The organism is Leptospira alstonii serovar Sichuan str. 79601 (assembly GCF_000347175.1).
Classification (GTDB): Bacteria; Spirochaetota; Leptospiria; order Leptospirales; family Leptospiraceae; genus Leptospira; species Leptospira alstonii.
In genome coordinates this window covers 16,337-42,460 of sequence record NZ_ANIK01000053.1, presented here as the reverse complement: position 1 = coordinate 42,460, position 26,124 = coordinate 16,337, and the positions used below count along the sequence as shown (strand labels likewise).

Sequence of the window (26,124 nt, the reverse complement as noted above, 5' to 3'; positions counted from 1 at the left end):
GGTAACGCATAACCATGTGTCCTCAATGTAATAAGAAATTCTTTGAAACACATCGTACCTTGCGTTAGTCACTCCTCGTTCCCAACACTGCCGAAGTTGAATATAACTTTCACCGCCGCTAAAAGTAGGAGCGTAACAAAACTTTCCTCCGTCGTGTACAACGACCTTGATCGGTTTGTCTTTCGGTTTATCGGTAGGCTTTTGAACGATCGAACTGGGACTAACCTTCGATAAAAGATCGATAATTGCGGGGCTTACCCCGTAAGTGAAACCGACTCCCACCGAAACCGACAAAAATACTAACAGAACTATCCAACGACCCATTTTTTTTTACCCCCTACTTTTTTTGAGAAATTAAAACGTAACCTTACGATAAACGATTCCATTCATAACCCCGTCGAGCGCCAATAGAAGCGAGACGTTGAGTTTCCTCGAGCGCCAATAGAAGCGAGACGCTTTAGTTTCCTCGATTTGTATATGGATTTTCTAAAGTTCTTATTAAAAAGAAACCCGTTGGAATCTTTGAATTTATTTTCATCATTTTCATCTTTTATCTTCCCGTTTGTTCTTTTAATGAAAACCAAACCTTTCACTGTTTACGATATTCTAATGAATACAAATGATAGTCCGCTTATTCTAAACATATATATGAATTGTATTTGAATTATGATCCGTATTTTTTAAAATCCGTATTATTTATTATGTTTTACTTAAGTATTACTGATCCCTATAAAATCGAGTATCGGTAATTTTTATCGCAAAACACTGTTTGAACGCAGAATATTAGGCACTTTATTATATAGCTATGATTAACTGAGATCTTCGGCCTTCATTTTTCATTCGGAAAACTTTTATACGGTTAGAATATATATATTATTAATTTATAAATTAATAATATTCACGTAGGGCTTATACAATAGAATATCTAAAGCGCTGCCTTTACGCGGGAATTTGCCTTAATGCCTCGACATCGTTTTTTCTCCGAAGGATTTAATGTTTGCAAAGATATATTTCACTCTCGAACGAACTTTGGATAAGAACCTGCCTTGCAGCTTGGTCTTTTTGATACTATAAAAAGGAGTTTTTGGACGCGCTGTAAATGTTTATTAATGAATTTTAAATCTTCGGAAAGTGGTTGGTTCCTTTTTCCTTTTACACAAAAAAGAACGGTAAGACCTTTCTGTTTTCCCTCAAGCAAAACGGTTGGAATCGGATATGAGGAATCGCCGAAGATCGGTTCGTCTCTTCGTATCGTTTCCATCAATTTGATACGGACTTGAGAATCGTGAGCATTGGCGCTCGTTATCGTATAATCTCTGAAACGAAAATTGATCGTTTATCTGATACTCCGCTTGGTGATCCGAAAGATTATATAATTTTTGTAATAGTATGATAATTTTGAACATTAGACCGAATCGTAAAGAGGTCGGTGCGCCTTTTTCCGTCTCGTTACGATTCCGTAATTCAAATAGTTCAATAGAGTTGTTGAAAAATTCCATAGTTCAGATTAACAAAACTGCTTTAATCGTCCATTTCAATGCAAACGGACGGAAACGGAGAATTAATTTTTCAACAACTCTAATATGATTCATTCTCTTTAGATAGCTATCTCAGATGAGCGCTAATTCCTATCAGGATCTTTAGAGGTCCCCTATAACTATTTCATTTGATCGATTTTGTTAATTTCGCCTAACGTGTTTTTTACGAACGTATTAACCGTTTTCCGGAACCTCGTCAAAGTAACTTTTTAATTCTTCCTTGAGTCCGGGCGGCAGTTGAAGACCGGAGCTTTCGATTCTTTCGTTGTACTTGCTGAACGAAAATCTATGCGTGGAAGTTCTGAGATAATCCTCCAAAGCTTCGGAACCCCAGTCTAGAATTTCCCGAATGAATTCTTCGTTCTCCTCAAGTTTTTCACAATAAGGGATGAACAAGGGACGATTGACCGGCCTTCCGATCGTTCTATAAAACATCAATCGCTTGAGAAGATCGCTGTCTTTGAGATTTTCCTTTTGTTCCATCGCCTTCTCCACCATTCTTAGATTGATACAATCCAAGAACTCGACTTTTAAATTCTCGTCGTTCAGGCGTTTGCGAAGTGAAGCCGTGATTTCTTCGGTTTCGTAGAGAAAGTTGGGACAGTATTCGGGACATTCCACTTCCTTATGAAGATCGCAAAAATGAAGAAGAATACAATCGATATCGGAAGCGGTTTCCACGATTCCGAAGTTGATCGAACCCAAGATTTCCACTCCGGTATGAAAACCTTTTTCTCCCAATTCCTTTAGAGATATTCGGAAAGCCTGCATCCTTTTCAGAGCTTCTTTAGTATCGTAATTCCGATATTTGTTTTTTAAAGCGATGTATTTCTCTATGAGTTTCGTCATCCGGTAATGTTCCTAAGATACAGGTTCATCCCCCTAAGTACAACTTCGGGAATTTCATGACCGCCAGGAAAAGCGATCATTTCCCCTTTCCATCCGGCTCCGATCAAAAGTTGTTCGAGTTTTTTTGCGGCGGGATATCCGAGGACCGGATCCATTCTACCGTGACTCTGAAAGAATTTATAATCTTTCTTTTTATCCGCCAATCTTTTCCAATCCGTTTCACTGATGAGAGTTCCCGATAAAATGATAAGACCTGCGGGCGCTATTTCGGAATGAAGAGCGATGTCCGTCGCAAGCATCGCGCCTTGGCTGAAACCGCCCAAGACGATCTTGTCCATCGAAACTCCCAAACTTCGAATCATCTCCACCGCTTTTTCTCTCGCGCTTTCCAAACCCGCGGGATAACGATCCGAAAAATCCCGATAACCTCCCGTCATCATCGCTTTTTGCAAAGCTTCCATATCGATCGGAAACCAAGCCCTTCCGTTGTAACCCGGCATGACGGGGATCTCCAAAACTCCGTTCGGGAACAACCAATTGGTTCCATCGGGAAGATCCAAGTAAGCGCTGAGCGGCGAAAGATCGTATGCGTTCGCTCCGTAACCGTGAAATAAAATCACCGTATAAGCTTCCGGGTTACCGGGAATGTGAACGGCTTCGATCGGCCCGACCATTTCCAAGGGACGATTGTAAGAAGATTGCATGTTTAAGTTCTCCAAAAATGAAACGAAAGAATGTTCATCGAAACGAATCTATATTTTAGATTTAGAAAGGTAAAGAAAATTCGAGAGAAAGTTTTTACTTGGCAATTCTATTTCTCCTACCGAAATGGAAAGCCAATTAGAAACTCGACACGAGGGAAATCATGTCTAAACAGTTCGAAGGAAAAGTAGCGCTCGTTACCGGAGCGGCGTCTCCCCGCGGTCTCGGAAGAGCAATCGCAAATACAATCGCAAAAGAAGGAGGCGACATAGTCGTAGTCGACTTAAACAAGGAACATATCGAACAAGCGGCGGCGGACATCGCCAAAGAATTCGGCGTAAAAACTTTAGGACTTTCCTGCAACGTCACGAAACCGGAAGATTGCGAAGCGGTCATTGCAGGTGTTAAGGAAAAATTCGGAAAACTCGACTTTCTCGTAAACAACGCGGGAGTTCTTAAGGATAATCTTTTGATGAGAATGACCGAACAAGAATTCGACTTCGTTATGGACGTAAACCTCAAAGGCGTATTTCTTATGACGAAGTACGCGTCCAAACTTCTTCTCAAAGCGGAGTCTGGAAGAATCGTAAATATCTCTTCGGTTTCCGGACTTACCGGACAACCGGGACAGGCAAACTACTCCGCTTCCAAAGCGGGAGTGATCGCTCTTACAAAAGTTTCTGCAAGAGAATTTTCAGGAAGAAACGTTCTCGTAAACGCGGTTTGTCCCGGTTACGTTCAAACCGACATGACAGCTTCGTTGCCGGAAGACGTTCAAAAGAAATTGACCGATCCGATGTTCATTCCTCTCCGAAGACCGGGAACACAACAAGAGATCGCAAACGCAGTGAAGTTTTTCTTAAGCGATCAATCCAACTATATTACGGGAACCTACTTGAGAGTGGACGGCGGCGCCGCAATCGGAATGTGATTTAGAAAACGATTGTGGAGACAAAACTAGAAAATCGAAATCTCTTCAATCGTTGAATCGTTTTGTTCTCGGTACTTGTATTCATATTAGAGTTGTTGAAAAATTCCATAGTGGAGATTAACAAAACTGCTTCAATCATCCATTTCAATGAAACGGAAACAGATGGAGAATTAATTTTTCAATAACTCTGATCTTCAGAGGGTTTAAAGATGTCCGAAGCTATATTAGAAATTCTGAAAGGAAAAAAATGCGATTCCTGCGGTTTTCAGACGACGGAACCTTCGATCTCTTGTGCTCAATGCGGAAGTTCCAAAACATCCGAAATCCAATTTTCAGGTAAAGGTAAAATTTATACTTACACCGTGGTTCACGTAGGTTTCGGTCATCTTGCAAAAAGGGCGCCTTACGTTTTGGCGGTCGTCGAGTTGGAAGAAGGAATCAAAACGATGGGAATCTTAGAAGGCGAAGTTTCCGGCATTCCGATAACGGAATCCGTTAAAATCGATCTTCCCGTTCGATTCCAAAGGGATGAATTAGGAACTGGATTTATTTTCAACCCGGTACAGCCATAACCACTTGAAACGTGTGTTTTTGATCCTTCTTATTCCAAAAACCTTCTTAACTTGTGGGTAACGTTATGGAAAAATCAGGTTCTGTGACAATTGCCTGACAAAAAATTCTATCTTGAATTTTCCTCTTAAGATAAGCTGGCTTGCACAAATAGAGGTGATTTTCGATGAACTCCAAAAATATGATTCTATCCATCGTGATCGCTCTTACCTCTTTGGTTCTTTTTTGGAACTGCGGAGATAAGTCCGAAAAGCCGACTGAAACGACTTCCGCTCCTGTTGTAACGGAAACCGCTTCGACTCTCAGCCCCGAACTTCAGAAAGGACAGGAAATCTTTAATCAAAACTGCGCTTCCTGTCATGGTGAAAAAGGATCGGGAGACGGAGCCGCTGCGGCCAGTCTCAATCCGAAACCGCGTAACTACAAGGCTCCCGCCGCGCAGTGGAAAAACGGAAATACGGAGGCGGGAATTTTGAAAACTCTCAACAACGGAATTCCGAAAAGCCCGATGGTTGCGTATAAATTCTTAGGGGATGAGAATCTGAAACTACTCGCAAAATATGTAGTTCACCTCTCTCAAAACTAAGAAGCTTATGTCCTAAAACTTTCAGAATCGGTACCATGTAGGGAAGAAAAAAAAAGGTTTTAGGACGAATTTCTAAGATTCTTTTCGGGTCGGAAGACTTTCGTTTTCCGATCCGTTTTCGTTTTTTCGACTGGCATTTTTTAACCCCTGAACGCAATTTATTCTTGTGAATTCAAACAATCCCTGCGGTGCAGACTGCGGAATCAGCAGAACATCTCCCAATACTCGAGAAGAAAAAACTTATACCAAACTCGGTATCTTTTTGATTCTTTTCGGAATTTCATCCAAACCGAAAGCGGTTAAATTCTATTGCAAAAAATGCGGACGACAATTCGACCAATTGTCTCCGGCCGAACTCGGAAATTATGCTTAAATTCGATTGACTTTCATGGAATTTAGCGTTTTTTAGTTGTAAGATTCTTTATGTCCGACGACTTCAAAATTTTTATAGATCTTGCCGTTTCCGTTCCGATTATCCATATCGAAGGGGAAATTACTTCGGAAGCAGACGAGGAAATCGTAGGAAAATACGAATCCATTCCCCAGGAAAAACGGGATCGTGTAATTCTGAACTTTCAGGGCACTACCTATATCAATTCGGCGGGGATTGCGACTCTCATCAGCTTGATCACGAAAGCTTCCGAGGCAAAAAGAAAAATCGAATTCGCGGGTCTGAACGAACATTTCAGAAAGGTGATGGACATTGTCGGATTAACGGACTTCGTTCTGATTCACGACACTCTTCAGGAAGCTCTTAAGTAATCCATTTCCGTTTTTTAAAATCATCGATCACAATCTCCAAATCGGCGGGAGTATCCACCGATAACCCGGCTTCCTTTGCCAAATAAACCCCAATCCCGTAGCCCGCTTCGATCGCTCTGAGCTGTTCCAAGGATTCCGATTCTTCCAAATTACTTTTAGGCAGAGAATTGTATTTTAAAAGAAAATCCCTGTCGTATCCGTAAATTCCCAAATGACGATATAAAGGAACCGTCGTTTTAAACTGGCTCGGAATTAAGGATCTCGAAAAGTAAATTGCCTTTCCGTTCCGATCTAGGATGACTTTGACTCGATTGGGATCGGTTCCATGAGAAAAATCTAATAGAGGGACCGCCGCAGTACTCATCGTCCATTCCGGATGAGAAGCCTTGAGACTCGCCACCCCGTCGATGAGTTCGGGTTCGATTCCAGGTTCGTCGCCTTGGATATTTACAATTACGGAATATTCAGGAAATTGATTTGCAATCTCTATGATCCGATCGGTTCCGGAAGGATGATCCGCGCTCGTCATCACGCTCTTTCCTCCGAAACCTAAAACGACTTCGTGGATTCTCGTATCGTCCGTAGCCACGACTAACTCGGATAAGGTGGTCGAGCGGAAAGCGTTCCGATACGTCCACTCGATCATCGTTTTATCGCCGATCGTAGCGAGCGGTTTTCCCGGAAACCGAGAGCTCGCATAACGCGCCGGAATGACCCCGAGAATTTTTCTCATCAGTTGACGATAAACTCGGTGAAGTAAACTTCCTGGATTTTGCCTTCGGTGAGAATATGATTCACTTGCGCCTTGATCTCTTCCCTTAGATCCAACTGGTCTTCGATGTTGATGAGTTCGTCCTTGGACTTTCTTCCCACGATCAGGTTGATCAAGTCGCGCATCTGCGCGTTTCTTTCCGCAAGTTCGGCGGATAAGGTTTGATCTTCCTTTGCGATCCCGAAAGCGAGTTTCATCTTTACGAAGTGAGCCTCTCCCTTGTCCGAAGTGTTGATCCGAAATTCTTCCGTGAAATTATAGTTCGCTAAAGGTGGAGGAGGTTTTACCAAAGCCACGTCCTTCATTTGTGTGAACGTACTCGTCGCAGTTTGTTTTGCGACCACCATCGCAATGATCGCGACGATGATAATTCCGAAAATGGCTCCCGCCACATACAAAAGCCATTTGATAATCGGCGATGTACCACCGCCGCCTTCGGCGGCGGGGAGCCCGCCTTCTTCCTCGTCTATTTCCGCATCACCCATGGGTTCGCCTCCTGAATTTTGACGTTAGTCGTTCTTCCGATCACTCTTTGCCGGGTACACTCGACTCGGAGCCGGGAATTTTCGTATTGGGAAGTCCGAAATTCGTTTCGTATGGACTTCTTTTAGTCGATTTATCGGTCATCACTACGATATCGATTCTTCGATTGTATGCTTTCGCTTCGGGAGTTCCCGCATATTCGACCACCAAAGGCCGAAACGCTCCGAAACTCACCGCTTGAAACCAGGACGGATCCAGTTTTTCCACGTTGATGATATAATCCGTCGCGTTAATCGCTCTTGCACCCGCTAAATCCCAGTTGTTGATATAAGCCCTTTCTTCTTTTCCCGGCGCGACTCCGGGGTTGACCGCGTTCGCGTCGCAATGTCCTTCCACACGAACAAAACGATCCAATTCTTTGATCAGCGAACTCGCCTTTCTGAGAGCGACCTTAATCGAGTCCGTAAGAATCGCGGAACCCGGATTGAAATAATCCGCGCTGACAAGAGAGATGATAAGACCTCTTTCATCTTCGGTAATCTTTACCTTTCCCGCTTCCACTTCGGGTTTAAAAAGCTCGGTGGCAAGTTTTTTAGATTTGGAAAGAGCCTTTCCGGTCGTCTGTGAAGGAAGACTTTCTATGTTCATTCCCATTTCCTCAAGTTTCCCTTTGGAAAGAGTCTGACCTCCGTCGAAAAATCCGGTCGTGGTTTTAAACGCGGAAAGAATGATCTGCATCTCGATCGCGTTCGTTTTACCGGTGGTATAAAGCATGATAAAGAAGCAGAGAAGCAACGTCACCATATCCCCGTAGGTGAGCATATACTCGGGGATATTCTGAATACATTCCGGACATTTTGCTTTTGCCATAGTGAACCGAACTTACTCGCTGTCGTCTTTGAGTACGTCTCTTTCCGAAGGAGGAAGGAACGAAGATAACTTATCTTTTACGATCCTCGGGTTGTCCCCGGATTGAATCGATAGTGTTCCTTCGATCATAATCTGTTTGATGGTAAGTTCGTCTTCGGACTTACGCATGAGTTTTTTCATAACGGGAATCGCGAACATGTTCGCGCCCATGGATCCGTACAAAGTCGTAATCAATGCCGCAGCCATCCCCGTTCCGATCGCGGAAGGATCCCCGGAACCGAGGTTCTTCAACATCTGAACGAGTCCGATCAATGTTCCGATCATTCCGAATGCGGGAGCCAAGGCGCCCCAGTTTTCCCACCAAGCCTTACCGTTATTGTGACGGGAAGCGATGTTCCCCATTTCCGTTTCCATAATGTTTCGAACGAGTTCGGGATCCGTTCCGTCCACGACGAGAGTGATTCCTTTGCGTAAGAATTCGTCCGGAAGTTCGTTTACGTCGTCTTCGAGTGCGAGAAGACCTTCTCTCCTCGCCTTCTCCGAAAAGGAGACTAACGTTTTGATCAATTCTATGAGATCGTGTTTTTCGGTTCTAAAAACTTTTTGAGTTACTTTTCCAACGGCGAGTGTGGATTCCCAAGGTACCGCCATAATCGTTCCCGCGGTCGCACCGCCAAAGGTAATCAAAATCGAAGGAACGTCGAAAAGGTCCAACGGAGTTAAACCCGCGGAGATAATCCCGAAAATCATCAGGACGCACGCCGCACCTAAACCAACTACTGTTCCAAAATCCATGATATTTTATTCCACCCTTTTGAACTGATCCGGAGAAGATCCCAGAGGAAATACAAGAATACGTTTTTTATATTCTATAATTTTTTCGATCACTTCGGGGACGGATTCCCTTACCACAAACTTTCTATCGTTGGAAAGTGTGATCGTCGTATCCGGATTCGCTTCAAGGCTCTCGATATGAGAAGCGTTGAGTACGAACTCGTCCCCTTTCAACCTGTGAAGTAGAATCAAACGACTATCCCTTTTTCCTTGGAGTCCCGATTCTATTCTCGACCTGCTTCCTGATTTCGATAATGAATTTTTCCTCCGTAAACCGATTTACGTTCTTCTGAAATTCGGAAGTTTTCCAGGAAATCCGATCGGATCGATCGATCGCAGCCTGCAAAGATTCTACGGTTTGTTCCGGAAAAAAAACTCCCGTCTTACCGGACACGACGGTCTCCAGTGCGCCTCCTTTTCCGAAGGCGATCACGGGAGTAGAATGAGCCTGAGCTTCCACGGGAGCGATTCCGAAATCTTCCATTCCGGGAAAGATAAACGCTTTTGCTTTTTTGTAATATTCCAAGACCTCTTCTCGTTTGAGATGAGGAAGCACTTCTACGTTTTTTGGAAGGTCGGAAACGAGCTTCTTAAACTCCTGCCCTCCTCCGATGAGCACGAGTCGTTTTCCGTTCTTCCGAAACGTTTCGATCGCGAGATCGATTCTTTTGTAAGGAGCAAACGCGGAGACGATGAGATAAAAATCGTCTTTGGATTCTGAAACGACTTTCCATTTTTCAGGCAGACAAGGAGGAAAAATTACCTTCGCTTCTCTGCGATAGAATTTTTGGATTCTTCGAGCGACGAATTCCGAGTTGGACCAAAAAGAATCCACTCTGGACGCGGAAGCGACGTCCCAGGTTCTGAGGTAATTTGCAATCGTCTCGAACGCAAAAAATTTCAACCCCTTACGAGAGGGAAAATAATCGTAATACAAATCCCAAACGTAACGCATCGGAGAATGCACATAACTGAAATGAATCGAATCCGGATGCGTTATGACACCTTTAGCCACACAATGGGAAGAAGAAATCACAAGTTCGTATCCTTTCAAATCCAACGACTCGATCGCCGTCGGAAACAAGGGAAGATACCAGCGATACTTGGATTCCTTGAACGGAAGATTGTTCGTAAACGCGGTCGTGATTTTTCTTTGTTCGATGCGTGGGTTCAACTTTCCGGGTGTGTAAAATAGAGTGAAGAGATCGGCGGAGGGATAAATTTTTAGGAGAGAATCCAGAACCAATTCTCCCCCGCGCATCCCGTTCAACCAATCGTGTATGATTGCAACTTTCATACAGTTATCTTCGGCAGATTTGAGGATCTCCCTTGCGGAAGAAGAGAAGTTTTGTTTTCATACAAAATCTCGAAGCCGGGTTCGAGCTGGAAACAATCGAAAACGTAGTAGTTCCCGCAATTTTGGGCGCTTTCGCTTCTCGGACCTAACCGAGCGATTCATAAAGAGCCATAGCCAACCCCACAAGTTACTTGGATCTCAAGATAAGAACCTGTCCCTTTCTTTACTTCGCAAAGAAGCCGCCGCTTCCCGGCGGCTATCTCGCTCCCTGCCGAATGACCCATAGAGAATGAGGCACCTATTTCAAGTGATCACTATCTGAACTCAGTGAAAACGCTCACTAAGGATCGCGTTTCAGGTCGCGAAGGGTTAAACTCTATTTCGCTCCCTATGGGTCGCGAAATTGGTAGAAAGACTCGGGAGGCGTTTCTCTATCAAAAAATCATACTTTTTGCAAGTAAAAAATATGATTCTTGTCGGAACACCTGCGTTTTATTGTGTAAAGTCCTAACCTACTAACTCCTCACCACTTGAAACGCGGGAACTCCACATTTTATTTTTTTCGGAAACAAAAGTTTATCCGCGAATCCACGTTAAAAAAGGAATATAAAATTCAACAAGGAAACTTCAATATCGATTCCTATGACAAATCCGGTTTTATTTATTGGACACGGTTCTCCGATGAACCTCGTAACTCCGTCGGATTTCACTCGAAATCTGGAGGAATGGAGTTCCACACTTCAGGCGGTGAAGAATATACTCGTCGTTTCCGCGCATTGGAAAACGAGAGGAACGTATGTGACCGTCTCCGATCCTCCGGAACAGATTTATGATTTTTACGGATTCCCGCAGGAATTATACGAATTGAAATACTGCCCCCCCGGATCTCCGGAACTTGCAAAACGAATTCAAACATCGGTTAAGAACGTGGATGTATGGGCGACAAAAGAATGGGGACTGGATCACGGAAGTTGGGGAGTGTTGCATTTCCTTTTCCGGAAAGCGAATCTTCCCACGGTTCAGTTGAGTATAGACGCGAACTTGACTCCCGAAAAACAATACGAGATCGGAAAACAATTACAACCTCTTCGAGAAGAAGGAACCTTGATCGTCGGAAGCGGAAACATCGTTCACAATCTGCACAAAGCGGACTTTTACGATAGTAATGCGACACCCGCGGATTGGGCGATCGAGTTCGACGAGTTCGTGCGACAAGCGTTGGAGTCGAGGAACGACAAGGCGATTATCGACTTTCAAAAAAAAGGAGACATCGCAAAACTCGCCGCGCCCAGCACGGAACATTTGGAACCGATCTTTTACGTCTTAGGCGCGATGAAACCCGAAGAGAAAGTGAAGTTCATTCATCATAGTTTTCAAAACCGAACCGTATCGATGAGATCCTTCACTTCGGTTTAAGAAACGCGAGTTCGACGTAAGACAATCCGGGCGAATCCGGCTGCCACGGACAGGCCGGATCGGGCTCTCCGCTTCAATACTGCAAAGCAACATGAAGTAATATCGTAAATATAAATATTCCATTTATTGCATATTACATCGCAGCATTGAACTCAATGTTGCTCCTAGGGTCGCAACACAATGCATAGATCTCTTTCGCATTAGTTACATCGAACTCACGTTCAAAATCAATCTTCATCTCCGGAAAGAATCCATTCCTTATTGGCTAAAGAATCGGAAACCTTCATAAGATCCCTTTCCGGATCGATCAGAACCTGACTCTTTCTTCCGTTTAATGAAACAGTTACGTCCGCATACACCGAAACTTCCTGACCGGTCCTTTCCTTTTCTTTTTTGCCGATCCAATGAGCGAACTGAAGAATCAGATCCGGTTGATAACTCATCATAATTCTTTGAATTTCGTTGAGATGAGATTCCGGAAGGACTACGTTCGTTTCCCCGGTTTGTTGATTTACCACCCGAAACGAAGCGATTCCGTTTTTTTGAACCAACATGATTTGCCAGGAAAAGCGAAAACCTTGTTCCGTCCAAAGACGATTTCCGGGATACAAAAAATGTCTGAGGGGAAATAAACACTGAACAAGAACGTAAAATATCCAGAAGTAACGAAGTGCGCGATCGGATAAAAGAAAACCGAACTTCTTTCTAAGCGCTCCTACTTTGAAAACAAGAAGGTCTTCCGATATCCGAGACTTCGATTCTAAAAACGCCAAAAAGGATTCGATAAAGGAGAAAACGGATTTTCGAAAATGAATCGGGAATCGGGTCCATAAGAAATGAAAAATATTCTCCCGATCCGGAAGCATCCTTTTGGATTTCAGAAATCGAAACAGATCTACCGGCCAGGTCGGAGAAAAAAATAAAGTGGCGTTCAAAATCATCACCCAAGGAAACATACCGATCGGAAACAGTTTCCAAGTCAAAAAATGGAATATTAGAACTAAAGAATATCCGAATGCTCTCGTTTGACGGCTCAACAACAGAAACGGAATCGCAAGATCGAAAATCAGACCCGCGTAGCTGAAAAAATATCCCGTAGCCGACATGGAAAGAGTCGGGCCGAAAATCGGAATATCCGAATTTCTGAGAAGCCAAATTCGAATCGGTCGCGCGTCGTAAAGCCAATCCGGCGCCAGCTTGCCGAGCCCCCCGAAAAAATAAACAACTCCTATCTGAAATCTGAGGATATAAAGATTCCATTCTGCAATAGGTTCGATGTCCTGAATCGATCTGTTTTTGAATATTCTAAAAATATGAAATATATTCAAGGCCCTATCGGCCGGAATCCAGATCAAAAGAAAAAGAAGCAGGCAGATAAGATAGTAGTGATTGAGATAAACCGCGACTTCGAGAAGATTTATATACGTAAAGATCAGAAAAAAACAAAGAACGGAAATTCTGTAAAAAATCCCCAAAGAGATAAAGATCGCAAAAAAAAGAAGGGAAACAAAAAGAGGAACTAAAATCCAAGCGGGAAGAACTCCGACCCAAGAAAAACCGTAAAATTTAAAATGAAAAACCGGATCCAAGAAATATCTGGAAACCCATCCGTTCGCAAAATAACGAAATGCTAATATAAAAAGGAGAATACCGAGTACGATTCTATAAAATCCGAGGGACCAAGCGGGGACCGGATTCGAAACCCGGAAGAAGAGGTTGGAAATAAGTTTTTCTCGCATAGTAACCGGAACCGATCGGTTTCCACTCGCCAGAAAAGCGTTTCCGAGAAAGTTCTGCAAGCATTCCCGGAATTTTCGATTGAGAATCGGGTAAAAGATCGTTTACGTGAAACACTTCCCGCATCCCAAAAGAAATGTCGTTCAGATTTAAAGTTTCCGCGCCTTCTTGGATCAAAATTTCTCCGCCTCGATTTCTCGTCTGACTAGGATCGGAAAAGATGAAAATTTTCCGGTTTTGTTCCAACGCGTTGTAAGCGGAAGAAATCGCTCCGGATTTTTCAGGAGCTTCTACGATAAAAACGGAATCGCAGATTCCGGTCACGATCCGATTTCGTTTTGGAAACGTGTATTTCAAAATTTTTTGACCGGGCGGGTATTCCGTCAAAATCAAAGTTCGTTTCGAGGATTTCATTCTTTGATAGAGATTTTTGTTTTCGAAAGGATATTCGGTTTCCGGTCCGGTCCCCATAACTCCGATGACGGCTAACTCTTCGTCGAGAGCGGCGTTCATACTCACTGCGTCGATTCCTTTGGCAAGGCCCGAAACGATTCCCGAAAAACCGTTCTTCTTCAGATAAGAAGGAAACAATTCGGCCGCAAACTTGGAAACCGGGGAAGGATCCCTCGTGCCTACGACCGCCGCAAATGATAGATTGAGAATATTCAAATCTCCTTTATAAAATAAAACGAATGGAGGGTAGTAGATCTCCTTTAAAAGAGGGGGATATTCAGGATCGTAAAAGGAAAGCGTCGAAAACCCGGTCTTTTTCAAATCCTTAGACATTTTCCCCGACGTATACAAGGCCTTCTCCAAAACGGAGGCGGGAAGGGCGCCTTTCAAGTATCCGCTCAAATTCTCCCAAGAATTCAGTTTTTCGAATATTCTATTTTGTAAACAGAATTTGGAAATCTTGGAGTCTACGAGAACGAGAGGATTCATTCCGACTTCGAGGAACTCTCTTCGATTTTTTTCAGGTTTTGAAGCACGTTTTGATACGAATCGTTTTTTTCCAGTCCGCCGCGAACGAGACCGGCGGCGTTCAATTCTTCGATCGTTTTTTTAACCTTAAGATATTCTTCCTTGGAATCCTCCACTTTACCGAGGCGATACAGGAAGTTCGCTTTGGCAAAACGCGCCGGAACGTTCTTATATTCTTTTTTTATAATATCATCCAGAATAACGAGGGCCTTATCCTGGTCGTGAAAACCGGCCGACACCCCTTCCCAGGAAGAATCCGGCATGGAGGAATCGAAATAGATGAGCGCGAGCTGAAACGGAAATCGTGAATCGCGGGGATCTTGAATGGCCAGATGCGTGAAAAGATCGATCGCGATCCGTCTTCGTGTTGTCTCCCAACCCCTGTCTTTGGATGCATTCGCATAAGCGAGAGCGGTTTCAAATAAGAGTTGTTGATCGATCGGTTTTAAAAGGAGAGCCTTTTCAAAATAAGGAATGGCGGGTTCGAAAAAATGAAGCTCCGCCCCTACGATCTCCACTTTTTTCCCTTCGTTGTTCTCTTTCAGCGCTCGGTTGTAAAATTTGACTCCCATATCGTAATCGCCGATTTTCATATAACCCTGGGCGATTTTCCAACTCAGAGCGCCCGCGGATCTTGTCTTTTGAGCCATCGAAGAAATTTTCTTTTCCAACTCGATGATCTCCGCTTCTTCCATCGCAAGTCTTTCTTTCCACGCCTCCAAATCTTCCACGGTCGGCGGTCGGTCCCCCCGATTCTGAAATCCGAAATTTTTGGATCTTTCACAGGAAATAAAAACTAAGACGGCGAAGGATAAAAAGAGAATCCGTTTCCAAAAAACGGAACTTAGTAAAGTAACGACCACGCTGTTTTGAATCATACGATTTCCTCGGAAAGAATCGACCTTTTGGAATGAGTATCGGCCTCCCCTAATGGATAGCGGTTTTGGAAATAGAAACTGCGGATTGAATTTTCTAGAAAAAAAAAAGGGGAACGCGGAGTTTTTCCCGCTTTTTTGCACCAACCCACAATTATGACTCGCTTTACGGGCTCCGATGAAAAGATCATCTCGATGTATTACGTGGAATGACGACCCGCTAAATTTCTAACCAACTCGAAGAAATCTATCAAGTCGAATTTTCAGCGGATTTGATCTCTCAAGTAACCGATTTCGTCATGGAAACGGTGATGGAATGGCAGAATAGATCCTTAGATAATGATATCATGATCGCTTCATATCCCCGCTTGGTCGTAACCCCCGAAAAGAGTGCGACTTACGTTTAAAAAAGTAAGGACTCTCTTTTCGTTTTCGTAGGAACTTTCAATCCAAAGGAAGAAGATACGTCGTCTTGTGTTCCGTGAGAGGTTCGTAAATTTCCATGGACGCTCTTCCTTTTAAATCGCAACCTCTTTCTTCGCAGGCTCTGAAAAGTTTCGGATAAACCTTGTAGATTCCGAGAAAGATGGAAAGAAAGTTTTTGAGAGGAAATTCTGCGAAGATATATTTCCGGGAAGGAATGGTTCTTGTCTTAAGATCCAGGGAAAGTCCTTCCGGAATTTTCGATAAAGGCTCGGCAAAAACCGCGCCGACTTCGCATCGTAACTTTTCTTTCGGAACCTCGTTCGGATTATCCAAATAAATGGAAAATAATTTAAAATCTCGAATCCCCTTTTCGGGCAATTCCTTTTGAAGCGCCTCAAACGTAAGGCCTACGTTTCTATAATCGCCGATTCTTTCGTGAGAAAGAACGTAAAAAGGTCCTTTCATTTCCTCTTGAATCCGAACCCGATCGAACGCACCCATATAAAATAAGAAGGCTATAGACAACAAACCTAAAACTAAAACACTCAGTGCGAAAATTTTCATAAGCTCCTCAAAGAATTAAAATTAGAAAGAAGAGAACCACCAGACTCATATTTATATAGAACATGAAAGAGTATCTTTTAAAAACGGATCGTTTCTTTTTTAGGAGAAATAGATCTTGGACAAGTAAAATTCCCGCGAGAAACAATAAAAAGGGAAGAAAGAATTCAGCGGAATCATTCCTTTCGTAGGGAAAATTGTGAAAAAATTTCAACCAACCCGCCCCTCTTACGAACAAACTTGCAAAGATCAGGGTTAAAAATAAATCCCACGGAACGAGCAACGTAAGTCCGAGAGCACAACTGCGATCGTGTTCCCATAAAAGTAGAAACGATCTCAACTCGTTCGAAATCCTTTCCCTAAAACCTGAAACTATAACATCAAATAAATGGAATATTCGAAAAGACCCGTCCCGATAAGAATCCTCCAGATGAACCTGAAGAGCGTCTTTCATTCTTTTAGAAAAAGAACGCGGATACGCGATTTGAATACAAATTTGGAAACACCGAAAAAACATTTTCAATTTCCCAAAAGATTCAATTTCTTCGCTCTTTTCAAAGTCGTATCCAATTTTTTGAGTTCGTAAACGAGTACCTCTTTTCCATCGGAAGTAATCTCATAATAGAGTCTTCTCGGATCGTCGTTTTCAAGCGCTTTTTTCTTTGAATATCGAATCCAACCGAAACCGCGAATCGATTCCAAGGTTCTATACAATGTCCCCGGTCCGAGACGAAAGTTTCCAGCCGATAAAACTTCTATCGACTTTCCGATTCCATATCCGTGTTGCGGTCCTTCCGCCAAGGAAAGAAGAATATGAAACATTGCGGGAGTAATTCCTTTTGTTTCAACGGATTCTTCTTTGGTCGCCATATATCCATAATGGATATATCTAATTCGGACTCAAGCATTTTTCGGAAGAGCGGTCCATTCTCAGAATTCCTTTCAGTACTCTCATTTTTGTAAGTCTCCCTCACTTGAATTTCTCCTTTAACATCGATACGACAGGTTCCCACGCTTCGAGTGAATAGGGGATAGATTTGAAGATTTTACGCTTCGAAGAACGCAATGAAAGTCGGAGCCGTCTTTTTTGTTATAACAATACAATCATAAATTTGAACACGTTCATTTTTGTGATTGCCAAAAGAACGTTCGATTTAAAATTTGAACATGTTCAAATTTTGGAGTTAAGTATGAAACGTATTGTTTTTTGGACGGTATTGTTTGGAATCACTGTTTCGGCCTCCGCCGATTCTCAAACCAATTTCTTCGAGAAAATACGCAAAGGCGATCTGATACAGGCAGAAAAGATTCTTTCTTTGGAACCGGAGTTACTGGATCAAAAAGACAGCCGAGGCAGAAGCGTAGTCTTTTTTGCGATTGAAAGCGGAAACACGGATATGTTGAGATTTATCTTATCCAAGATGAACGAATCGGCAACGGATCCGGCCCCCGATAATGCAGGAGATTATCCGATCCATTTTGCCGCTCAAATTCCGGACAGCAGAATTATGGAACTGTATTATTCCCGATATCCTTATTCGGATTACCTGAATCGAAACGGTGAAAACGCGTTAGACGTCGCTTCACGCTATAAAAACACAGCGGTCGTTTCTTTTTTGGCGGCCCAGGGTATTGAACATTCCAAAATGAGTTCCGGTCCCTACACGATCGGTCTTTATTTCGGATATTTGATCATCAGCATTCTAATGACAATCTGGGTCGCAAGAACGCTTTTTAACAACGGAAGAATTTTTCTCGTAAAGATGTTCAGTGGAGAAGAGAAACTCGCGGATTCCGTGAATCATCTTCTGATCGTAGGATTTTATCTGATCAATATCGGCTACATAAGCCTTTCCTTGACCTCCAGTCAAAAACCATTAGATCTGGCTGAATGTATCGAAGTTTTGACCAGAAAGGTCGGAATCGTACTTCTGATCTTAGGTGCGATGCATTTTTTCAATCTATTTTTGTTTGCAAAATTTAGAAAAAAAATCTCCAATACTTTCGGAGAAGCTTAAAACCCCGATATGATTCGGAAAAAAATCACGACACAAAAAGAGACCGGGAAATCGCAACAGACCAGGTCTCTTCTTTTTAAAACCGCAATTTTATTGTTTCAAAAGGAAGGTTATGACAAAACTACGATGCGAACCATCGCCAAAAAGGCCGGGCTCGCGGTAGGAGCCTCTTATTATCACTTTAAAACGAAGGAAGAAATAGTTTTAGAGTTTTACGGAACAACTCAAGAAGAAGCGAATATTCAGAATATTGAATTTTGTAAAACCGATTCCGACCTCAAAGCGAGAGTGAAAAATATCGTTCGATTTAAACTCTGGCAATTTAGGGGCTACGAAAAATTTTTACACGTCCTTTCACGAAACGGAGGGGATCCGAACCATCCTCTTTCTCCGTTTAGCAAGGAAACACGACAAATCCGGGAAGACGCGATTTCTCTTTTTAGGGACGCAATTTCCGATTCGAAAAATTCCTTTTCGTCCGATCTAAAACAGGATCTTCCTTTTTTATTTTGGCTTTTTCAACTCGGAATCATTTACGTTTGGCTTTTCGACCAATCCGCCCATAAAAGGAAAACCGAACTTTTAATCGATAAGGGACTGGATCTCATATTCCAACTTCTAAAACTTTCTTCGTTGCCCATTTTTCGATCCGTTCGTAAGTCGGCTTTATCCATGATCGATCTATTCAAAAAATAACCATAAGGAAATCATAATATGCTTCTCAAAGAAATAGACACTCTTCCTCCGAAGGATAAAATCAAAGAGGAGGCGATTCAGAAAACGGAGGAATACGTTCGGAATATTTCCGACCTTCAGGATAAATTATTTGCCCGGAAAAAACATTCTATTCTGATTCTTTTACAGGGAGTGGACACCGCGGGTAAGGACGGAACGATCAAACACGTTTTTGCGGGAATCAATCCCCAGGGTTGCAGCGTTAAATCCTGGACAAAACCAAATTCCGAAGAAACGCAATTCGATTTCCTTTGGAGAATTCATAAACACGTTCCTCCGAAAGGTATGATCCACATTCACAATCGTTCTCATTACGAAGACGTATTGATGCCGAAAATTCAAGGAACTCTTTCTGATAAAAGATTCGAAGAGAGAATGGAATCGATCCGAGACTTCGAGAAACATCTTTCCAGGGAAAACGAAACCGTCATTTTAAAATTTTTTCTGCACATTTCCAAAGAAGAACAACGGGAAAGAATTCGGGAAAGGCTTTCCGATCCTGATAAAAATTGGAAATACGATCCGTCTGATCAAACGACCCAAGATCGTTGGGACGATTATCAATCCGCTTATGAGATGATTTTGAACGATAAAAACCAATCCAAAGAATGGAATCTGATTCCGGCGGATAAGAAATGGTTCCGCAACTATCAAGTCGCAAAAATTCTCTGTAAAGAATTGGAAAAAATCGTTTCCTCTAAAAACGACTGAGGCTCCCAAGATTAGTATGATTCTTGGACGTAAGACAGCTCGAAGTGTGATATTCTTGATTCGACGGAGTCAAGAAGGCCGGTGGCAGATTGATCGCTCTCTGATGAACTCAATCTCACTCCCTATGGGTCGTTCGATAGGTCGCAACATATAATCGCTTTCGCATTGGTTATGCCGAACTCGCATTATTTTATTTTTTTACTGCACGGATTGACAGGGATCCTAGGGGATCAGTAGTATTTCGCTTATCAATTGTAAGTTCGAGATCTTTATTTTATCTGGAATTTAGCCCTGGTTCGTATCCATCTATTTTCCTCAAGTAACTTGGGGTTTTGTAAAACCTGCATAGTCCGGTATTCTACTTGTTTGAATGATTTGATTATTTAGGCTGGTGAGAGGAGTTCAAAATGAAATTCAGTATAATCAAAAATTTGAATTTAGTAATCGTCCTACTCGTTTTATCTTCTTGCAAAGACGATAGGATCAAAATAAGCGATTTAGGCGTAATCGACAAAGACAAGAAGAACCAAACCGCTTTCGTTCTTCAACCCGAAAAACTGCTCGTGATGGTTCGAACCGATTCGGATCTGGACGGCAAAACGGATCTTTGGACTTGGGTCCGCGGCGACGATAAGGATCCAAAAGCGAGTCTTGTCCTTTTTGAGGAACTCATCCGAAAAGGAAATCATAGTCGAACTTGGTATGGGCCGGGCAATAGAAAGTTAATCGAACAAAGTGATTTGGATGAGGACGGTCGTTGGGAGTCGATGGTGTATTACAATGCTTCTGCCGTTCCCGGACAAACGATGCGGATCGTAGCTTATGTGGAAGTGGATCTTTACGGCAAGGGGAAACCCAGTTTATGGATTTTTCCGGAAACTCGTATGGAATTGGACTTAGACGATGACGGAAAACCGGATCATCTGCTTACAAATCAAGATCGTATGTTGGAAAATTTCGCAAAACTTCAAAAGGGAAAACGGATCTCCGAAAAGGATTTCAGTCCGATGTCAACGAGCGCTTCCTGGGTTTTCAACCCGAAACAAATCGTCAACCCTCGTTACCAAGCATTGATCCAAAAAAGCTTATTTCCCGTAGATTTAAAACCAACAACGGACAAGCCCTAACCGAAAAAACTTTTCTGATTTCTAATACGATCCCAATTCACTGCTTACCAAAAAAAAGACCGCACTTAAAAAGTGCGGCCTTTCCCATTTTACACAAATTCTAAAAAAGAATTAGTATTTAGGATAAGTCGTAGGACAAGTTCCTATGTTTTTTACGTTTGCTTCGGTTCCAACCGTAGTTTTGTTACCTGCGTTTTCTTCATCAAAATCACCATATTTACAAGTAAGATCAGTAAAAAGTACCTCTTTTACGGCCTCAGCTTGCGCTGTAGTGATAATTGAACCAACATCGTTAATTGGATTGACCCCACCAACAAGGATGTTTCCTGCAAATGCTCCCATAAAAACGTTGAGTGAAGCAGCGATCTTCTGAGCCTCTTCGCTTTCTTTACTTAAAATATCCTTAGCACAAGCACGAGCAGTTGTCGCACCAGCAGCATTGCCTCCGAAAAATAAAGTAACATTTCGGATCAGAGCTGTTTGAAATGCAACCAAGGCTGCCCCAGATTTAGCGGAAGTTGTCAATTCCGTCACACTGAGTAAACGCCCTGCAGTAGCAGCCTCCGTTGTCCATTTGAAATTACTTGCAGGAACTGCGGCGGATTTTTGTCTGAATGTAAGATTGGTGGCCATATCAGTCGCTACCGATCCAGCAATTGTTGAGTAAGTATTTATGCTTAATCCTGCAAGTAATTTCTCTTTTGCTTGTTCGGAAGAACATGCATAAACTGTTTTTCCAAAATATTCAGGGTTAGGATCTACACTCACAAAACTTGCACCTAATCCCAAAGGATTCAGATCCCAACCTGTGCCGTTACGCAAACAGTTGTTTCCACCAGCCGGAACTGCAGCAAGAGATTGTTCCACTTTGAGTACTGTTGCAGCATCAATAGAAGCTTGAAGGTTAGCACTGGTTTGGGTTGCACCTGTACTACAATTGGTACCAGCTGTATCCGCTTTATCCTTAGCCGCCTGATATCCTGCTTTGACCGAATTTACGACTGCTTCCGGATTATTTACAATTGCAACTACATTGAAATTGCCTGAACAAGCTCCTTTCGGTTTCGTAGTTCCCGTTGCCGTATAAGTAGGTTTGCCATCTCCGGCTCCTCCACCAGCATGCGCGTTATCATCCTTAGCAATGGTAACACAATTTCCGCTGGTTTGATCCACCAAATACAATAGGGCTAGTGTAATCGTGTCATCATCGTCTTCGCTTTTTTTACAAGCCGACAGTGCAACCGTTAAAGCGGCTACAGCGGCAATCTTCATTATGTTTCTTCTCATAAAGAAAGAACCTCTTGTGATTTTTAAGTGATTCCTGAATCACTTTCTGGTGTATAATATTCTTTGAGAGTGGAAATTCGGTCAAATCTAATACGAAAAAGTGGAATTTTCGGGTCTATTATTTTTATGAAAATTAGTAACCTTTAAATCATTAAATTTTAATATTTTTTAATTCAAAATATAATATGAGAGTATTTTTATTTGGAACTAATGCTTTTTGGGTATATGGACCGGTTTTTGTCCTTAATTTTAAAGAATGGAGCCTTGGATTTTGTAAACGCACGTTCACATCGCTGAGTCAATGCAAATCCGTTATTAAGTGTACAGACTCGAAGGCCGCTCAATTGGTAACAGGATTAATTTTTAGATTGGATGAACTGATTTTTAAGGATCGAGATTCGTTTTCGGTTTTTTGAACCAATCCTCTCCCATCAGCTATCGCGGGAACTCCTGCGTTTTCCGCCGAACGGTAAAACTCGGATCTTTTTCATACCGTTATGGATAAAATCGAAAAAATTTTAACCCTGACATCTGATTCCTATCCACTGATCCCTAATACGCTGACATCTAAAACGTGGGAACTACTACGTTTTTAAACGACGGGAAAATCGTACAAAAGCCTAATAACCGCCAAGGAACAGAATCTGTGGGAACACTTGCAAATTTACTTCGAGGTTTTGGGACAAGCTTTTAGTCCGTTAGTGATTTAAAAGGCCGCTCAAGAACTACATAAAACAGCGTCCGAAATTTTGCCTTAAAAACGGGACTCGTTTTAAAATTTTTGGTACTCTATTATGTAGGGAGCAGTAAGCCGTAAAATTCAAAAGCGAACTAAAAATTCTTGGATTTTTCAGTTCGTTTTTCTCTAATCGCCACGTTATGACCTCTAACATTCACGAAAAAGAAATCTACTCCCGCTACTTGGAATCAGAAATCAATTCCACTCTCAAAAAAGTCAGCTTTTATTCTTCCGTCATGGGAATCGCTTCCGCTATCGCACTCGTTTTGATGCAGGAGCTCGGACTCGTTTCTCAAATGCAGGTTCCGATCCTTTGGACCTTGATCGGCGGGACGTTCTCGTTTTTCTTTTATCTTCTCGCAAAGTTCAGACTGGCTAAGGGAATTAAGATTTACCTTATCATTCTGTTTTATTCTACGATCCCCGGAATTCTTTACGCTCTCGCGGAAATCTATTTACCGTTAGGCGCCGCGACGTATGTTACCGGCCCCGCTTCGTATCTTTATTTTTTTATGGTTATACTTTCCGGTTTTGCGATGAACGAAAAGTTATCCACGTTATCCGGCGCTTATTGCGGTTTTCAATATCTTGTTGTGTATTTCGTCTCTCAAAAAGGGATTTTTGAAATCCATTCCTCGGATCTTTTACAATGGCACGACTTAACCGATCCTCCTATCTATTGGTTCAAATCGATGATGATGGTTTTCTCCGGAATCGTCGTCGGCGTGTTGGTTAGAAATACGAAACGCCTTTTATCGGAGGTTTTGGAAAGGGAAAAAGAAAAATCAAATATATCCAGACTCTTCGGCCAATTCGTTTCGGAAGAAGTAAAGGAAAAACTTTTAAGAGAAGGTGTCACCGATCGAACGGACAAAAAACAAGTCCTCGTTTTATTTTCGGATCTCAGATCCTTCACTTCGTTATGCGAAAAGTCCGATCCGGAAAGATTGGTCCTTCAGTTGAACGAATACTTCGATCGAATGGCCGATTGTATCACGAGAAACGGAGGGACCATCGATAAGTTTATCGGTGACGCAATCATGGCCGTGTTCGACGGTCTCTTAAACGTGGAACGTCCGGCCGATGCAGCCGTAAAAACCGCTCTCGAAATGCAAAGTGAATTACTTTCTCTCAATCAAAAATGGGCCCTTTCCGATTTTCCCTCTCTGGAATCCGGTATCGGTCTTCACTACGGAGAAGTCGTTCAAGGCGCAATCGGTTCCAAAAATCGTTTGGATTTTACGATCATATTCGGGACTTGTATTCGGCGCCTCTTTGGTCGTCTTCCAGGAATTATAAATCGTTTTATGATTCACAAAACCCCAGATATAACGATCGAAAGAACCGTATTCTTTTTGAATATTCAAAATTTCTTGTGCATTTTTGACGGCGGATCTGATTTTCAATTCGTTGCGAATGATTCCTTCGTCTTTTAAAAGGGATTGAACCTTTTTTTCTTTGTAGGCTGCGACCTTATTTACGTCGAAATGATCGAATGCCTTTCTAAAATTTTCCCTTTTTTTAAGAATCGTTATCCAAGAAAGTCCGGCCTGCGCTCCCTCTAATACCAAAAATTCAAAAAGGATTCGATCGTCGTGAACGGGATTTCCCCATTCTTTGTCGTGATATTCCTTATAACCCGGATCATCGGTAACCCAAGCGCAACGTTTTAGATTCTTTGCGTTTTTCATTTTCTTAACGATTCAGTTAAAATCGGAAAAACGGTCCAAAAACTTTTCTCTCGCTGTTTCATTTCTTGAGCCATAGCAAACATTTGACTTGAGTTCAATCCAAAAATGAAAAATCAAATCTTCCGTCTTTGCCGGGTAAAATCTCAAGAACTTCTTCAATCGCATCCACGTTCAAAGGACCGTAAATATGCGGAAATATATTTCTTCCGTCTTCTTTGGAAAACCGAACAGATGCGGAAGCCTCGTACTTCAAAGGAGATTTCAATCGACTCACGTTCACAATCAGCAGAACCAAATCTTTTCGACCGAAAAAAATTCGGTTTGCCGTGTCTTCCACTTGATTCTTCTTGGAGCTGTGAATAAATCCCTCGGAACTTAAAGAATCCGTAATATAGAATCCTTGTTTCAAAGCTTCTTCGTAGTCTTTTTTGGCCGCGAGGTTATAGATGAGATCTTTGAACGGAGTTACCATCTTGCGATATGATCTTCCGCCCAACCCCGGCCGTCGGTTATTTTATATTCGTTCTTTCCGAGTCGGATCACTCCCGAAAACTTTCCGATCATCTGATGAACGGTTGACGCGAGAATTCCCGTATTTGTCGCGGCCTTTCTATGATACTCCGGTACGAACCGAAAATCGATCGCTTGAGAATCTTTCGTATAAAGACGCCAAGGTTTCATCCAATTCTCCCGATCGACTTCAAAAACCGCGTCGGAAGGTATTTTATAAATTCTCCCGTTGATTAAGATCGCGTTTTCTGTCGTTCCGGTCTCATCCGTCCATCCGGCGCCCAAATTCATCCCGATCGTATCGCCTGCGTTATGCGCCACCATAGAAGCCCAATTCCATTTTGTGGAATACGGCCAGATACCTCTTCCGTAATCCATACATGCAAAGGAAGATTCGAGTTCGAATTTATATTCCATCGCCCCGTAACGTACGATTCCCCTCGCCCCGACGCCGAACAATTTTTCGGTGAACTGAAATCTTCTTTTGGACCAAGGAACGACTACGTTTAACGTTTCCCAGTTTTCGGGAACCGGAACCGCGATCTCCGCTTGAACCGGAATTTTATTTTTGAGCGAGATGTTTACCGAAAGACGATATCCTTCTTCCTCTCTGAAAAATTGAAGACGCGCACTCTTACCCACATACGTCGCGTTGCTTCCCACGAGTTGGCCGAGGCTGACTCCCGATCCAAAAGGTGTGAGAACCGTTCCCTCTTCGAAATTTCCAGTTTTTCGATCGAGCCAATAAACAAAAACGACTCCCGCGTAATCCACATCCGAGATCGTAAAGGATATCAAAAAATTTTCGTCGTAAATACACCAGTAATTCCATTTTTTCTTTCTCAAGTAGTGTCCGCTTAGGTTACATCTGTGTAACGGTTTTTTGGACCAGCCCACAGCGTTTACGTTGAGATTTCCGGCTTTGTCGCAAAGATTCGTTTCTTGTCTAATTTCAGTCTCTAAGTTCATCTTAAGAACACTCTTTTTAAGTTATCAGCACGGATATCACTTATGAAGTCGACTTCTTTCTTTCATCTTTGTTGTCGTCTTTCGGATAGGATGAAACAACCTATTCCTCCGAAAATTTCTTTTCATATTATCTCCGATCCTTTGAGT

At 42.5% G+C, this 26,124-nt stretch carries 31 protein-coding genes and 2 pseudogenes; 12 read left to right on the top strand and 21 right to left on the bottom strand.

Going from position 1 to position 26,124, the window contains the following annotated elements; translation table 11 throughout:
• From LEP1GSC194_RS11730 to LEP1GSC194_RS11720, 5 genes are all read right to left on the bottom strand, one after another.
• A partial coding sequence (locus LEP1GSC194_RS11730; RefSeq protein ID WP_020773777.1) for a DUF1561 family protein occupies positions 1-324 on the bottom strand: 324 nt, incomplete at its 3' end.
• Positions 325-1,012: 688 nt separating this feature from the next.
• The gene (locus LEP1GSC194_RS22665) at positions 1,013-1,261 is read right to left on the bottom strand and encodes a hypothetical protein (protein ID WP_020773780.1); all 249 of its coding nucleotides are present in this window, start codon (positions 1,259-1,261) and stop codon (positions 1,013-1,015) included.
• Complete coding sequence (locus LEP1GSC194_RS23605; RefSeq protein ID WP_408605333.1) at positions 1,191-1,406, bottom strand: transposase; 216 nt, start codon at positions 1,404-1,406, stop codon at positions 1,191-1,193. Before LEP1GSC194_RS23605 ends, LEP1GSC194_RS22665 begins: the two co-directional genes overlap by 71 nt.
• A 306-nt stretch (positions 1,407-1,712) precedes the next feature.
• Positions 1,713-2,387, bottom strand: a complete 675-nt coding sequence (locus LEP1GSC194_RS11725; protein ID WP_017810121.1) for a hypothetical protein — start codon at positions 2,385-2,387, stop codon at positions 1,713-1,715.
• Entirely contained in the window at positions 2,384-3,091 is a 708-nt protein-coding gene (locus tag LEP1GSC194_RS11720) for an alpha/beta hydrolase (protein ID WP_017810122.1), read from the bottom strand. The genes LEP1GSC194_RS11725 and LEP1GSC194_RS11720 overlap by 4 nt, the downstream gene beginning before the upstream one ends.
• 161 nt (positions 3,092-3,252) lie before the next feature.
• On the opposite strand from LEP1GSC194_RS11720, the gene LEP1GSC194_RS11715 reads away from it, so the two are divergent.
• The 5 genes from LEP1GSC194_RS11715 to LEP1GSC194_RS11695 all read left to right on the top strand — a co-directional run bounded on the left by LEP1GSC194_RS11715 (position 3,253) and on the right by LEP1GSC194_RS11695 (position 5,938).
• Positions 3,253-4,020 carry a beta-ketoacyl-ACP reductase gene (locus tag LEP1GSC194_RS11715; RefSeq protein WP_017810123.1) on the top strand — a complete coding sequence of 256 codons (768 nt, stop codon included), beginning with the start codon at positions 3,253-3,255 and terminating at the stop codon, positions 4,018-4,020.
• A 209-nt stretch (positions 4,021-4,229) separates the two neighbouring features.
• On the top strand, positions 4,230-4,592 hold the full coding sequence (locus LEP1GSC194_RS11710; RefSeq protein ID WP_017810124.1) for a Zn-ribbon domain-containing OB-fold protein: 363 nt from the start codon (positions 4,230-4,232) through the stop codon (positions 4,590-4,592).
• Positions 4,593-4,756: 164 nt separating this feature from the next.
• Complete coding sequence (locus tag LEP1GSC194_RS11705) at positions 4,757-5,176, top strand: c-type cytochrome (RefSeq protein WP_017810125.1); 420 nt, start codon at positions 4,757-4,759, stop codon at positions 5,174-5,176.
• Between the two features lie 166 nt (positions 5,177-5,342).
• The gene (locus tag LEP1GSC194_RS11700; protein ID WP_017810127.1) at positions 5,343-5,549 is read left to right on the top strand and encodes a hypothetical protein; all 207 of its coding nucleotides are present in this window, start codon (positions 5,343-5,345) and stop codon (positions 5,547-5,549) included.
• A 50-nt stretch (positions 5,550-5,599) separates the two neighbouring features.
• Entirely contained in the window at positions 5,600-5,938 is a 339-nt protein-coding gene (locus LEP1GSC194_RS11695) for an STAS domain-containing protein (protein WP_017810128.1), read from the top strand.
• Here LEP1GSC194_RS11695 and kdsB read toward each other — a convergent pair.
• Genes kdsB through LEP1GSC194_RS11665 form a run of 6 tightly spaced genes read right to left on the bottom strand, consistent with a single transcriptional unit; the run spans position 5,931 to position 10,194 of the window.
• The gene (kdsB, locus tag LEP1GSC194_RS11690; protein WP_017810129.1) at positions 5,931-6,671 is read right to left on the bottom strand and encodes a 3-deoxy-manno-octulosonate cytidylyltransferase; all 741 of its coding nucleotides are present in this window, start codon (positions 6,669-6,671) and stop codon (positions 5,931-5,933) included. The genes LEP1GSC194_RS11695 and kdsB overlap by 8 nt on opposite strands.
• On the bottom strand, positions 6,671-7,195 hold the full coding sequence (locus LEP1GSC194_RS11685; RefSeq protein WP_017810130.1) for a flagellar basal body-associated FliL family protein: 525 nt from the start codon (positions 7,193-7,195) through the stop codon (positions 6,671-6,673). The genes kdsB and LEP1GSC194_RS11685 overlap by 1 nt, the downstream gene beginning before the upstream one ends.
• Before the next feature lie 40 nt (positions 7,196-7,235).
• Positions 7,236-8,063 (bottom strand): flagellar motor protein MotB, encoded by an 828-nt coding sequence (gene motB, locus LEP1GSC194_RS11680; protein ID WP_003001525.1) that lies wholly within the window; start codon positions 8,061-8,063, stop codon positions 7,236-7,238.
• Between the two features lie 12 nt (positions 8,064-8,075).
• On the bottom strand, positions 8,076-8,858 hold the full coding sequence (locus LEP1GSC194_RS11675) for a motility protein A (protein WP_017810132.1): 783 nt from the start codon (positions 8,856-8,858) through the stop codon (positions 8,076-8,078).
• Positions 8,859-8,864: 6 nt separating this feature from the next.
• The gene (locus LEP1GSC194_RS11670) at positions 8,865-9,089 is read right to left on the bottom strand and encodes a flagellar FlbD family protein (RefSeq protein ID WP_003001538.1); all 225 of its coding nucleotides are present in this window, start codon (positions 9,087-9,089) and stop codon (positions 8,865-8,867) included.
• Between the two features lie 4 nt (positions 9,090-9,093).
• On the bottom strand, positions 9,094-10,194 hold the full coding sequence (locus tag LEP1GSC194_RS11665) for a glycosyltransferase (RefSeq protein WP_020773789.1): 1,101 nt from the start codon (positions 10,192-10,194) through the stop codon (positions 9,094-9,096).
• Positions 10,195-10,836: 642 nt separating this feature from the next.
• On the opposite strand from LEP1GSC194_RS11665, the gene ygiD reads away from it, so the two are divergent.
• Positions 10,837-11,610, top strand: a complete 774-nt coding sequence (ygiD, locus tag LEP1GSC194_RS11660; RefSeq protein WP_017809900.1) for a 4,5-DOPA-extradiol-dioxygenase — start codon at positions 10,837-10,839, stop codon at positions 11,608-11,610.
• A gap of 227 nt (positions 11,611-11,837) precedes the next feature.
• Here the strand turns inward: ygiD and LEP1GSC194_RS11655 are convergent, their stop codons facing one another.
• From LEP1GSC194_RS11655 to LEP1GSC194_RS11645, 3 genes are read right to left on the bottom strand one after another with little or no spacing between them, the layout of a single operon-like run.
• Positions 11,838-13,349: an HTTM domain-containing protein gene (locus LEP1GSC194_RS11655; RefSeq protein ID WP_036042522.1), complete on the bottom strand. Its 1,512-nt coding sequence runs from the start codon at positions 13,347-13,349 to the stop codon at positions 11,838-11,840.
• Positions 13,273-14,289: a DNA-processing protein DprA gene (dprA, locus tag LEP1GSC194_RS11650; protein ID WP_020773783.1), complete on the bottom strand. Its 1,017-nt coding sequence runs from the start codon at positions 14,287-14,289 to the stop codon at positions 13,273-13,275. The genes LEP1GSC194_RS11655 and dprA overlap by 77 nt, the downstream gene beginning before the upstream one ends.
• On the bottom strand, positions 14,286-15,206 hold the full coding sequence (locus tag LEP1GSC194_RS11645) for a tetratricopeptide repeat protein (RefSeq protein ID WP_020773778.1): 921 nt from the start codon (positions 15,204-15,206) through the stop codon (positions 14,286-14,288). Before LEP1GSC194_RS11645 ends, dprA begins: the two co-directional genes overlap by 4 nt.
• A gap of 156 nt (positions 15,207-15,362) precedes the next feature.
• Here LEP1GSC194_RS11645 and LEP1GSC194_RS23600 point away from each other — a divergent pair.
• A pseudogene (locus LEP1GSC194_RS23600) lies at positions 15,363-15,580 on the top strand (transposase); the annotation flags it as partial.
• 67 nt (positions 15,581-15,647) lie between these two features.
• Here LEP1GSC194_RS23600 and LEP1GSC194_RS11640 read toward each other — a convergent pair.
• Genes LEP1GSC194_RS11640 through LEP1GSC194_RS11630 form a run of 3 tightly spaced genes read right to left on the bottom strand, consistent with a single transcriptional unit; the run spans position 15,648 to position 17,060 of the window.
• Positions 15,648-16,193, bottom strand: a complete 546-nt coding sequence (locus LEP1GSC194_RS11640; protein ID WP_020773771.1) for a GyrI-like domain-containing protein — start codon at positions 16,191-16,193, stop codon at positions 15,648-15,650.
• Positions 16,194-16,200: 7 nt separating this feature from the next.
• Entirely contained in the window at positions 16,201-16,707 is a 507-nt protein-coding gene (locus LEP1GSC194_RS11635) for a hypothetical protein (RefSeq protein WP_020773762.1), read from the bottom strand.
• A gap of 2 nt (positions 16,708-16,709) precedes the next feature.
• The gene (locus LEP1GSC194_RS11630) at positions 16,710-17,060 is read right to left on the bottom strand and encodes a PadR family transcriptional regulator (protein WP_020773788.1); all 351 of its coding nucleotides are present in this window, start codon (positions 17,058-17,060) and stop codon (positions 16,710-16,712) included.
• Positions 17,061-17,380: 320 nt separating this feature from the next.
• On the opposite strand from LEP1GSC194_RS11630, the gene LEP1GSC194_RS11625 reads away from it, so the two are divergent.
• The 4 genes from LEP1GSC194_RS11625 to lsa25.6 all read left to right on the top strand — a co-directional run bounded on the left by LEP1GSC194_RS11625 (position 17,381) and on the right by lsa25.6 (position 20,781).
• Positions 17,381-18,208, top strand: a complete 828-nt coding sequence (locus tag LEP1GSC194_RS11625) for an ankyrin repeat domain-containing protein (protein WP_020773761.1) — start codon at positions 17,381-17,383, stop codon at positions 18,206-18,208.
• Between the two features lie 9 nt (positions 18,209-18,217).
• A complete protein-coding gene (locus LEP1GSC194_RS11620) occupies positions 18,218-18,904 on the top strand; it encodes a TetR/AcrR family transcriptional regulator (protein ID WP_020773764.1) in 687 nt (228 codons plus the stop codon).
• Positions 18,905-18,922: 18 nt separating this feature from the next.
• Positions 18,923-19,654 carry a PPK2 family polyphosphate kinase gene (locus tag LEP1GSC194_RS11615; protein WP_020773759.1) on the top strand — a complete coding sequence of 244 codons (732 nt, stop codon included), beginning with the start codon at positions 18,923-18,925 and terminating at the stop codon, positions 19,652-19,654.
• A gap of 407 nt (positions 19,655-20,061) precedes the next feature.
• Positions 20,062-20,781, top strand: coding sequence for an adhesin Lsa25.6 (gene lsa25.6 / locus LEP1GSC194_RS11610; RefSeq protein WP_020773782.1), 720 nt, complete (start codon positions 20,062-20,064; stop codon positions 20,779-20,781).
• Positions 20,782-20,892: 111 nt separating this feature from the next.
• Here the strand turns inward: lsa25.6 and LEP1GSC194_RS11605 are convergent, their stop codons facing one another.
• Positions 20,893-22,068, bottom strand: a complete 1,176-nt coding sequence (locus LEP1GSC194_RS11605) for a lipoprotein LipL36 (protein ID WP_020773784.1) — start codon at positions 22,066-22,068, stop codon at positions 20,893-20,895.
• Between the two features lie 879 nt (positions 22,069-22,947).
• Between LEP1GSC194_RS11605 and LEP1GSC194_RS23450 the strand changes: the two are divergent.
• Positions 22,948-23,976 (top strand): annotated as a pseudogene (locus LEP1GSC194_RS23450) (adenylate/guanylate cyclase domain-containing protein); the annotation flags it as partial.
• Here LEP1GSC194_RS23450 and LEP1GSC194_RS21400 read toward each other — a convergent pair.
• The 3 genes from LEP1GSC194_RS21400 to LEP1GSC194_RS11590 all read right to left on the bottom strand — a co-directional run bounded on the left by LEP1GSC194_RS21400 (position 23,929) and on the right by LEP1GSC194_RS11590 (position 25,977).
• Positions 23,929-24,498, bottom strand: coding sequence for a DNA-3-methyladenine glycosylase I (locus LEP1GSC194_RS21400; protein WP_081605089.1), 570 nt, complete (start codon positions 24,496-24,498; stop codon positions 23,929-23,931). The pseudogene LEP1GSC194_RS23450 and the gene LEP1GSC194_RS21400 overlap by 48 nt on opposite strands.
• A 94-nt stretch (positions 24,499-24,592) precedes the next feature.
• Complete coding sequence (locus LEP1GSC194_RS11595) at positions 24,593-24,970, bottom strand: DUF952 domain-containing protein (RefSeq protein ID WP_020773781.1); 378 nt, start codon at positions 24,968-24,970, stop codon at positions 24,593-24,595.
• Positions 24,964-25,977 (bottom strand): DUF2804 domain-containing protein, encoded by a 1,014-nt coding sequence (locus LEP1GSC194_RS11590; RefSeq protein ID WP_020773766.1) that lies wholly within the window; start codon positions 25,975-25,977, stop codon positions 24,964-24,966. Before LEP1GSC194_RS11590 ends, LEP1GSC194_RS11595 begins: the two co-directional genes overlap by 7 nt.
• Positions 25,978-26,124: the final 147 nt, after the last annotated feature.

Bases quoted from the DNA above. Each gene is read 5' to 3' on its own strand.
- motB (WP_003001525.1), bottom strand. From the start codon at position 8,063: ATGGCAAAAGCAAAATGTCCGGAATGTATTCAGAATATCCCCGAGTAT.
- LEP1GSC194_RS11630 (WP_020773788.1), bottom strand. From the start codon at position 17,060: ATGGCGACCAAAGAAGAATCCGTTGAAACAAAAGGAATTACTCCCGCA.
- LEP1GSC194_RS11665 (WP_020773789.1), bottom strand. From the start codon at position 10,194: ATGAAAGTTGCAATCATACACGATTGGTTGAACGGGATGCGCGGGGGA.
- LEP1GSC194_RS11675 (WP_017810132.1), bottom strand. From the start codon at position 8,858: ATGGATTTTGGAACAGTAGTTGGTTTAGGTGCGGCGTGCGTCCTGATG.
- kdsB (WP_017810129.1), bottom strand. From the start codon at position 6,671: ATGAGAAAAATTCTCGGGGTCATTCCGGCGCGTTATGCGAGCTCTCGG.
- LEP1GSC194_RS11615 (WP_020773759.1), top strand. From the start codon at position 18,923: ATGCTTCTCAAAGAAATAGACACTCTTCCTCCGAAGGATAAAATCAAA.
- LEP1GSC194_RS22665 (WP_020773780.1), bottom strand. From the start codon at position 1,261: ATGGAAACGATACGAAGAGACGAACCGATCTTCGGCGATTCCTCATAT.
- lsa25.6 (WP_020773782.1), top strand. From the start codon at position 20,062: ATGAAATTCAGTATAATCAAAAATTTGAATTTAGTAATCGTCCTACTC.
- LEP1GSC194_RS11635 (WP_020773762.1), bottom strand. From the start codon at position 16,707: ATGTTTTTTCGGTGTTTCCAAATTTGTATTCAAATCGCGTATCCGCGT.
- LEP1GSC194_RS11710 (WP_017810124.1), top strand. From the start codon at position 4,230: ATGTCCGAAGCTATATTAGAAATTCTGAAAGGAAAAAAATGCGATTCC.
- LEP1GSC194_RS11625 (WP_020773761.1), top strand. From the start codon at position 17,381: ATGAAACGTATTGTTTTTTGGACGGTATTGTTTGGAATCACTGTTTCG.
- ygiD (WP_017809900.1), top strand. From the start codon at position 10,837: ATGACAAATCCGGTTTTATTTATTGGACACGGTTCTCCGATGAACCTC.
- LEP1GSC194_RS11685 (WP_017810130.1), bottom strand. From the start codon at position 7,195: ATGGGTGATGCGGAAATAGACGAGGAAGAAGGCGGGCTCCCCGCCGCC.
- LEP1GSC194_RS23605 (WP_408605333.1), bottom strand. From the start codon at position 1,406: ATGTTCAAAATTATCATACTATTACAAAAATTATATAATCTTTCGGAT.
- LEP1GSC194_RS11705 (WP_017810125.1), top strand. From the start codon at position 4,757: ATGAACTCCAAAAATATGATTCTATCCATCGTGATCGCTCTTACCTCT.
- LEP1GSC194_RS11720 (WP_017810122.1), bottom strand. From the start codon at position 3,091: ATGCAATCTTCTTACAATCGTCCCTTGGAAATGGTCGGGCCGATCGAA.
- LEP1GSC194_RS11725 (WP_017810121.1), bottom strand. From the start codon at position 2,387: ATGACGAAACTCATAGAGAAATACATCGCTTTAAAAAACAAATATCGG.
- LEP1GSC194_RS11655 (WP_036042522.1), bottom strand. From the start codon at position 13,349: ATGCGAGAAAAACTTATTTCCAACCTCTTCTTCCGGGTTTCGAATCCG.
- LEP1GSC194_RS21400 (WP_081605089.1), bottom strand. From the start codon at position 24,498: ATGAAAAACGCAAAGAATCTAAAACGTTGCGCTTGGGTTACCGATGAT.
- LEP1GSC194_RS11695 (WP_017810128.1), top strand. From the start codon at position 5,600: ATGTCCGACGACTTCAAAATTTTTATAGATCTTGCCGTTTCCGTTCCG.
- LEP1GSC194_RS11645 (WP_020773778.1), bottom strand. From the start codon at position 15,206: ATGATTCAAAACAGCGTGGTCGTTACTTTACTAAGTTCCGTTTTTTGG.
- LEP1GSC194_RS11605 (WP_020773784.1), bottom strand. From the start codon at position 22,068: ATGAGAAGAAACATAATGAAGATTGCCGCTGTAGCCGCTTTAACGGTT.
- LEP1GSC194_RS11620 (WP_020773764.1), top strand. From the start codon at position 18,218: ATGATTCGGAAAAAAATCACGACACAAAAAGAGACCGGGAAATCGCAA.
- LEP1GSC194_RS11590 (WP_020773766.1), bottom strand. From the start codon at position 25,977: ATGAACTTAGAGACTGAAATTAGACAAGAAACGAATCTTTGCGACAAA.
- dprA (WP_020773783.1), bottom strand. From the start codon at position 14,289: ATGAATCCTCTCGTTCTCGTAGACTCCAAGATTTCCAAATTCTGTTTA.
- LEP1GSC194_RS11715 (WP_017810123.1), top strand. From the start codon at position 3,253: ATGTCTAAACAGTTCGAAGGAAAAGTAGCGCTCGTTACCGGAGCGGCG.
- LEP1GSC194_RS11640 (WP_020773771.1), bottom strand. From the start codon at position 16,193: ATGAAAATTTTCGCACTGAGTGTTTTAGTTTTAGGTTTGTTGTCTATA.
- LEP1GSC194_RS11595 (WP_020773781.1), bottom strand. From the start codon at position 24,970: ATGGTAACTCCGTTCAAAGATCTCATCTATAACCTCGCGGCCAAAAAA.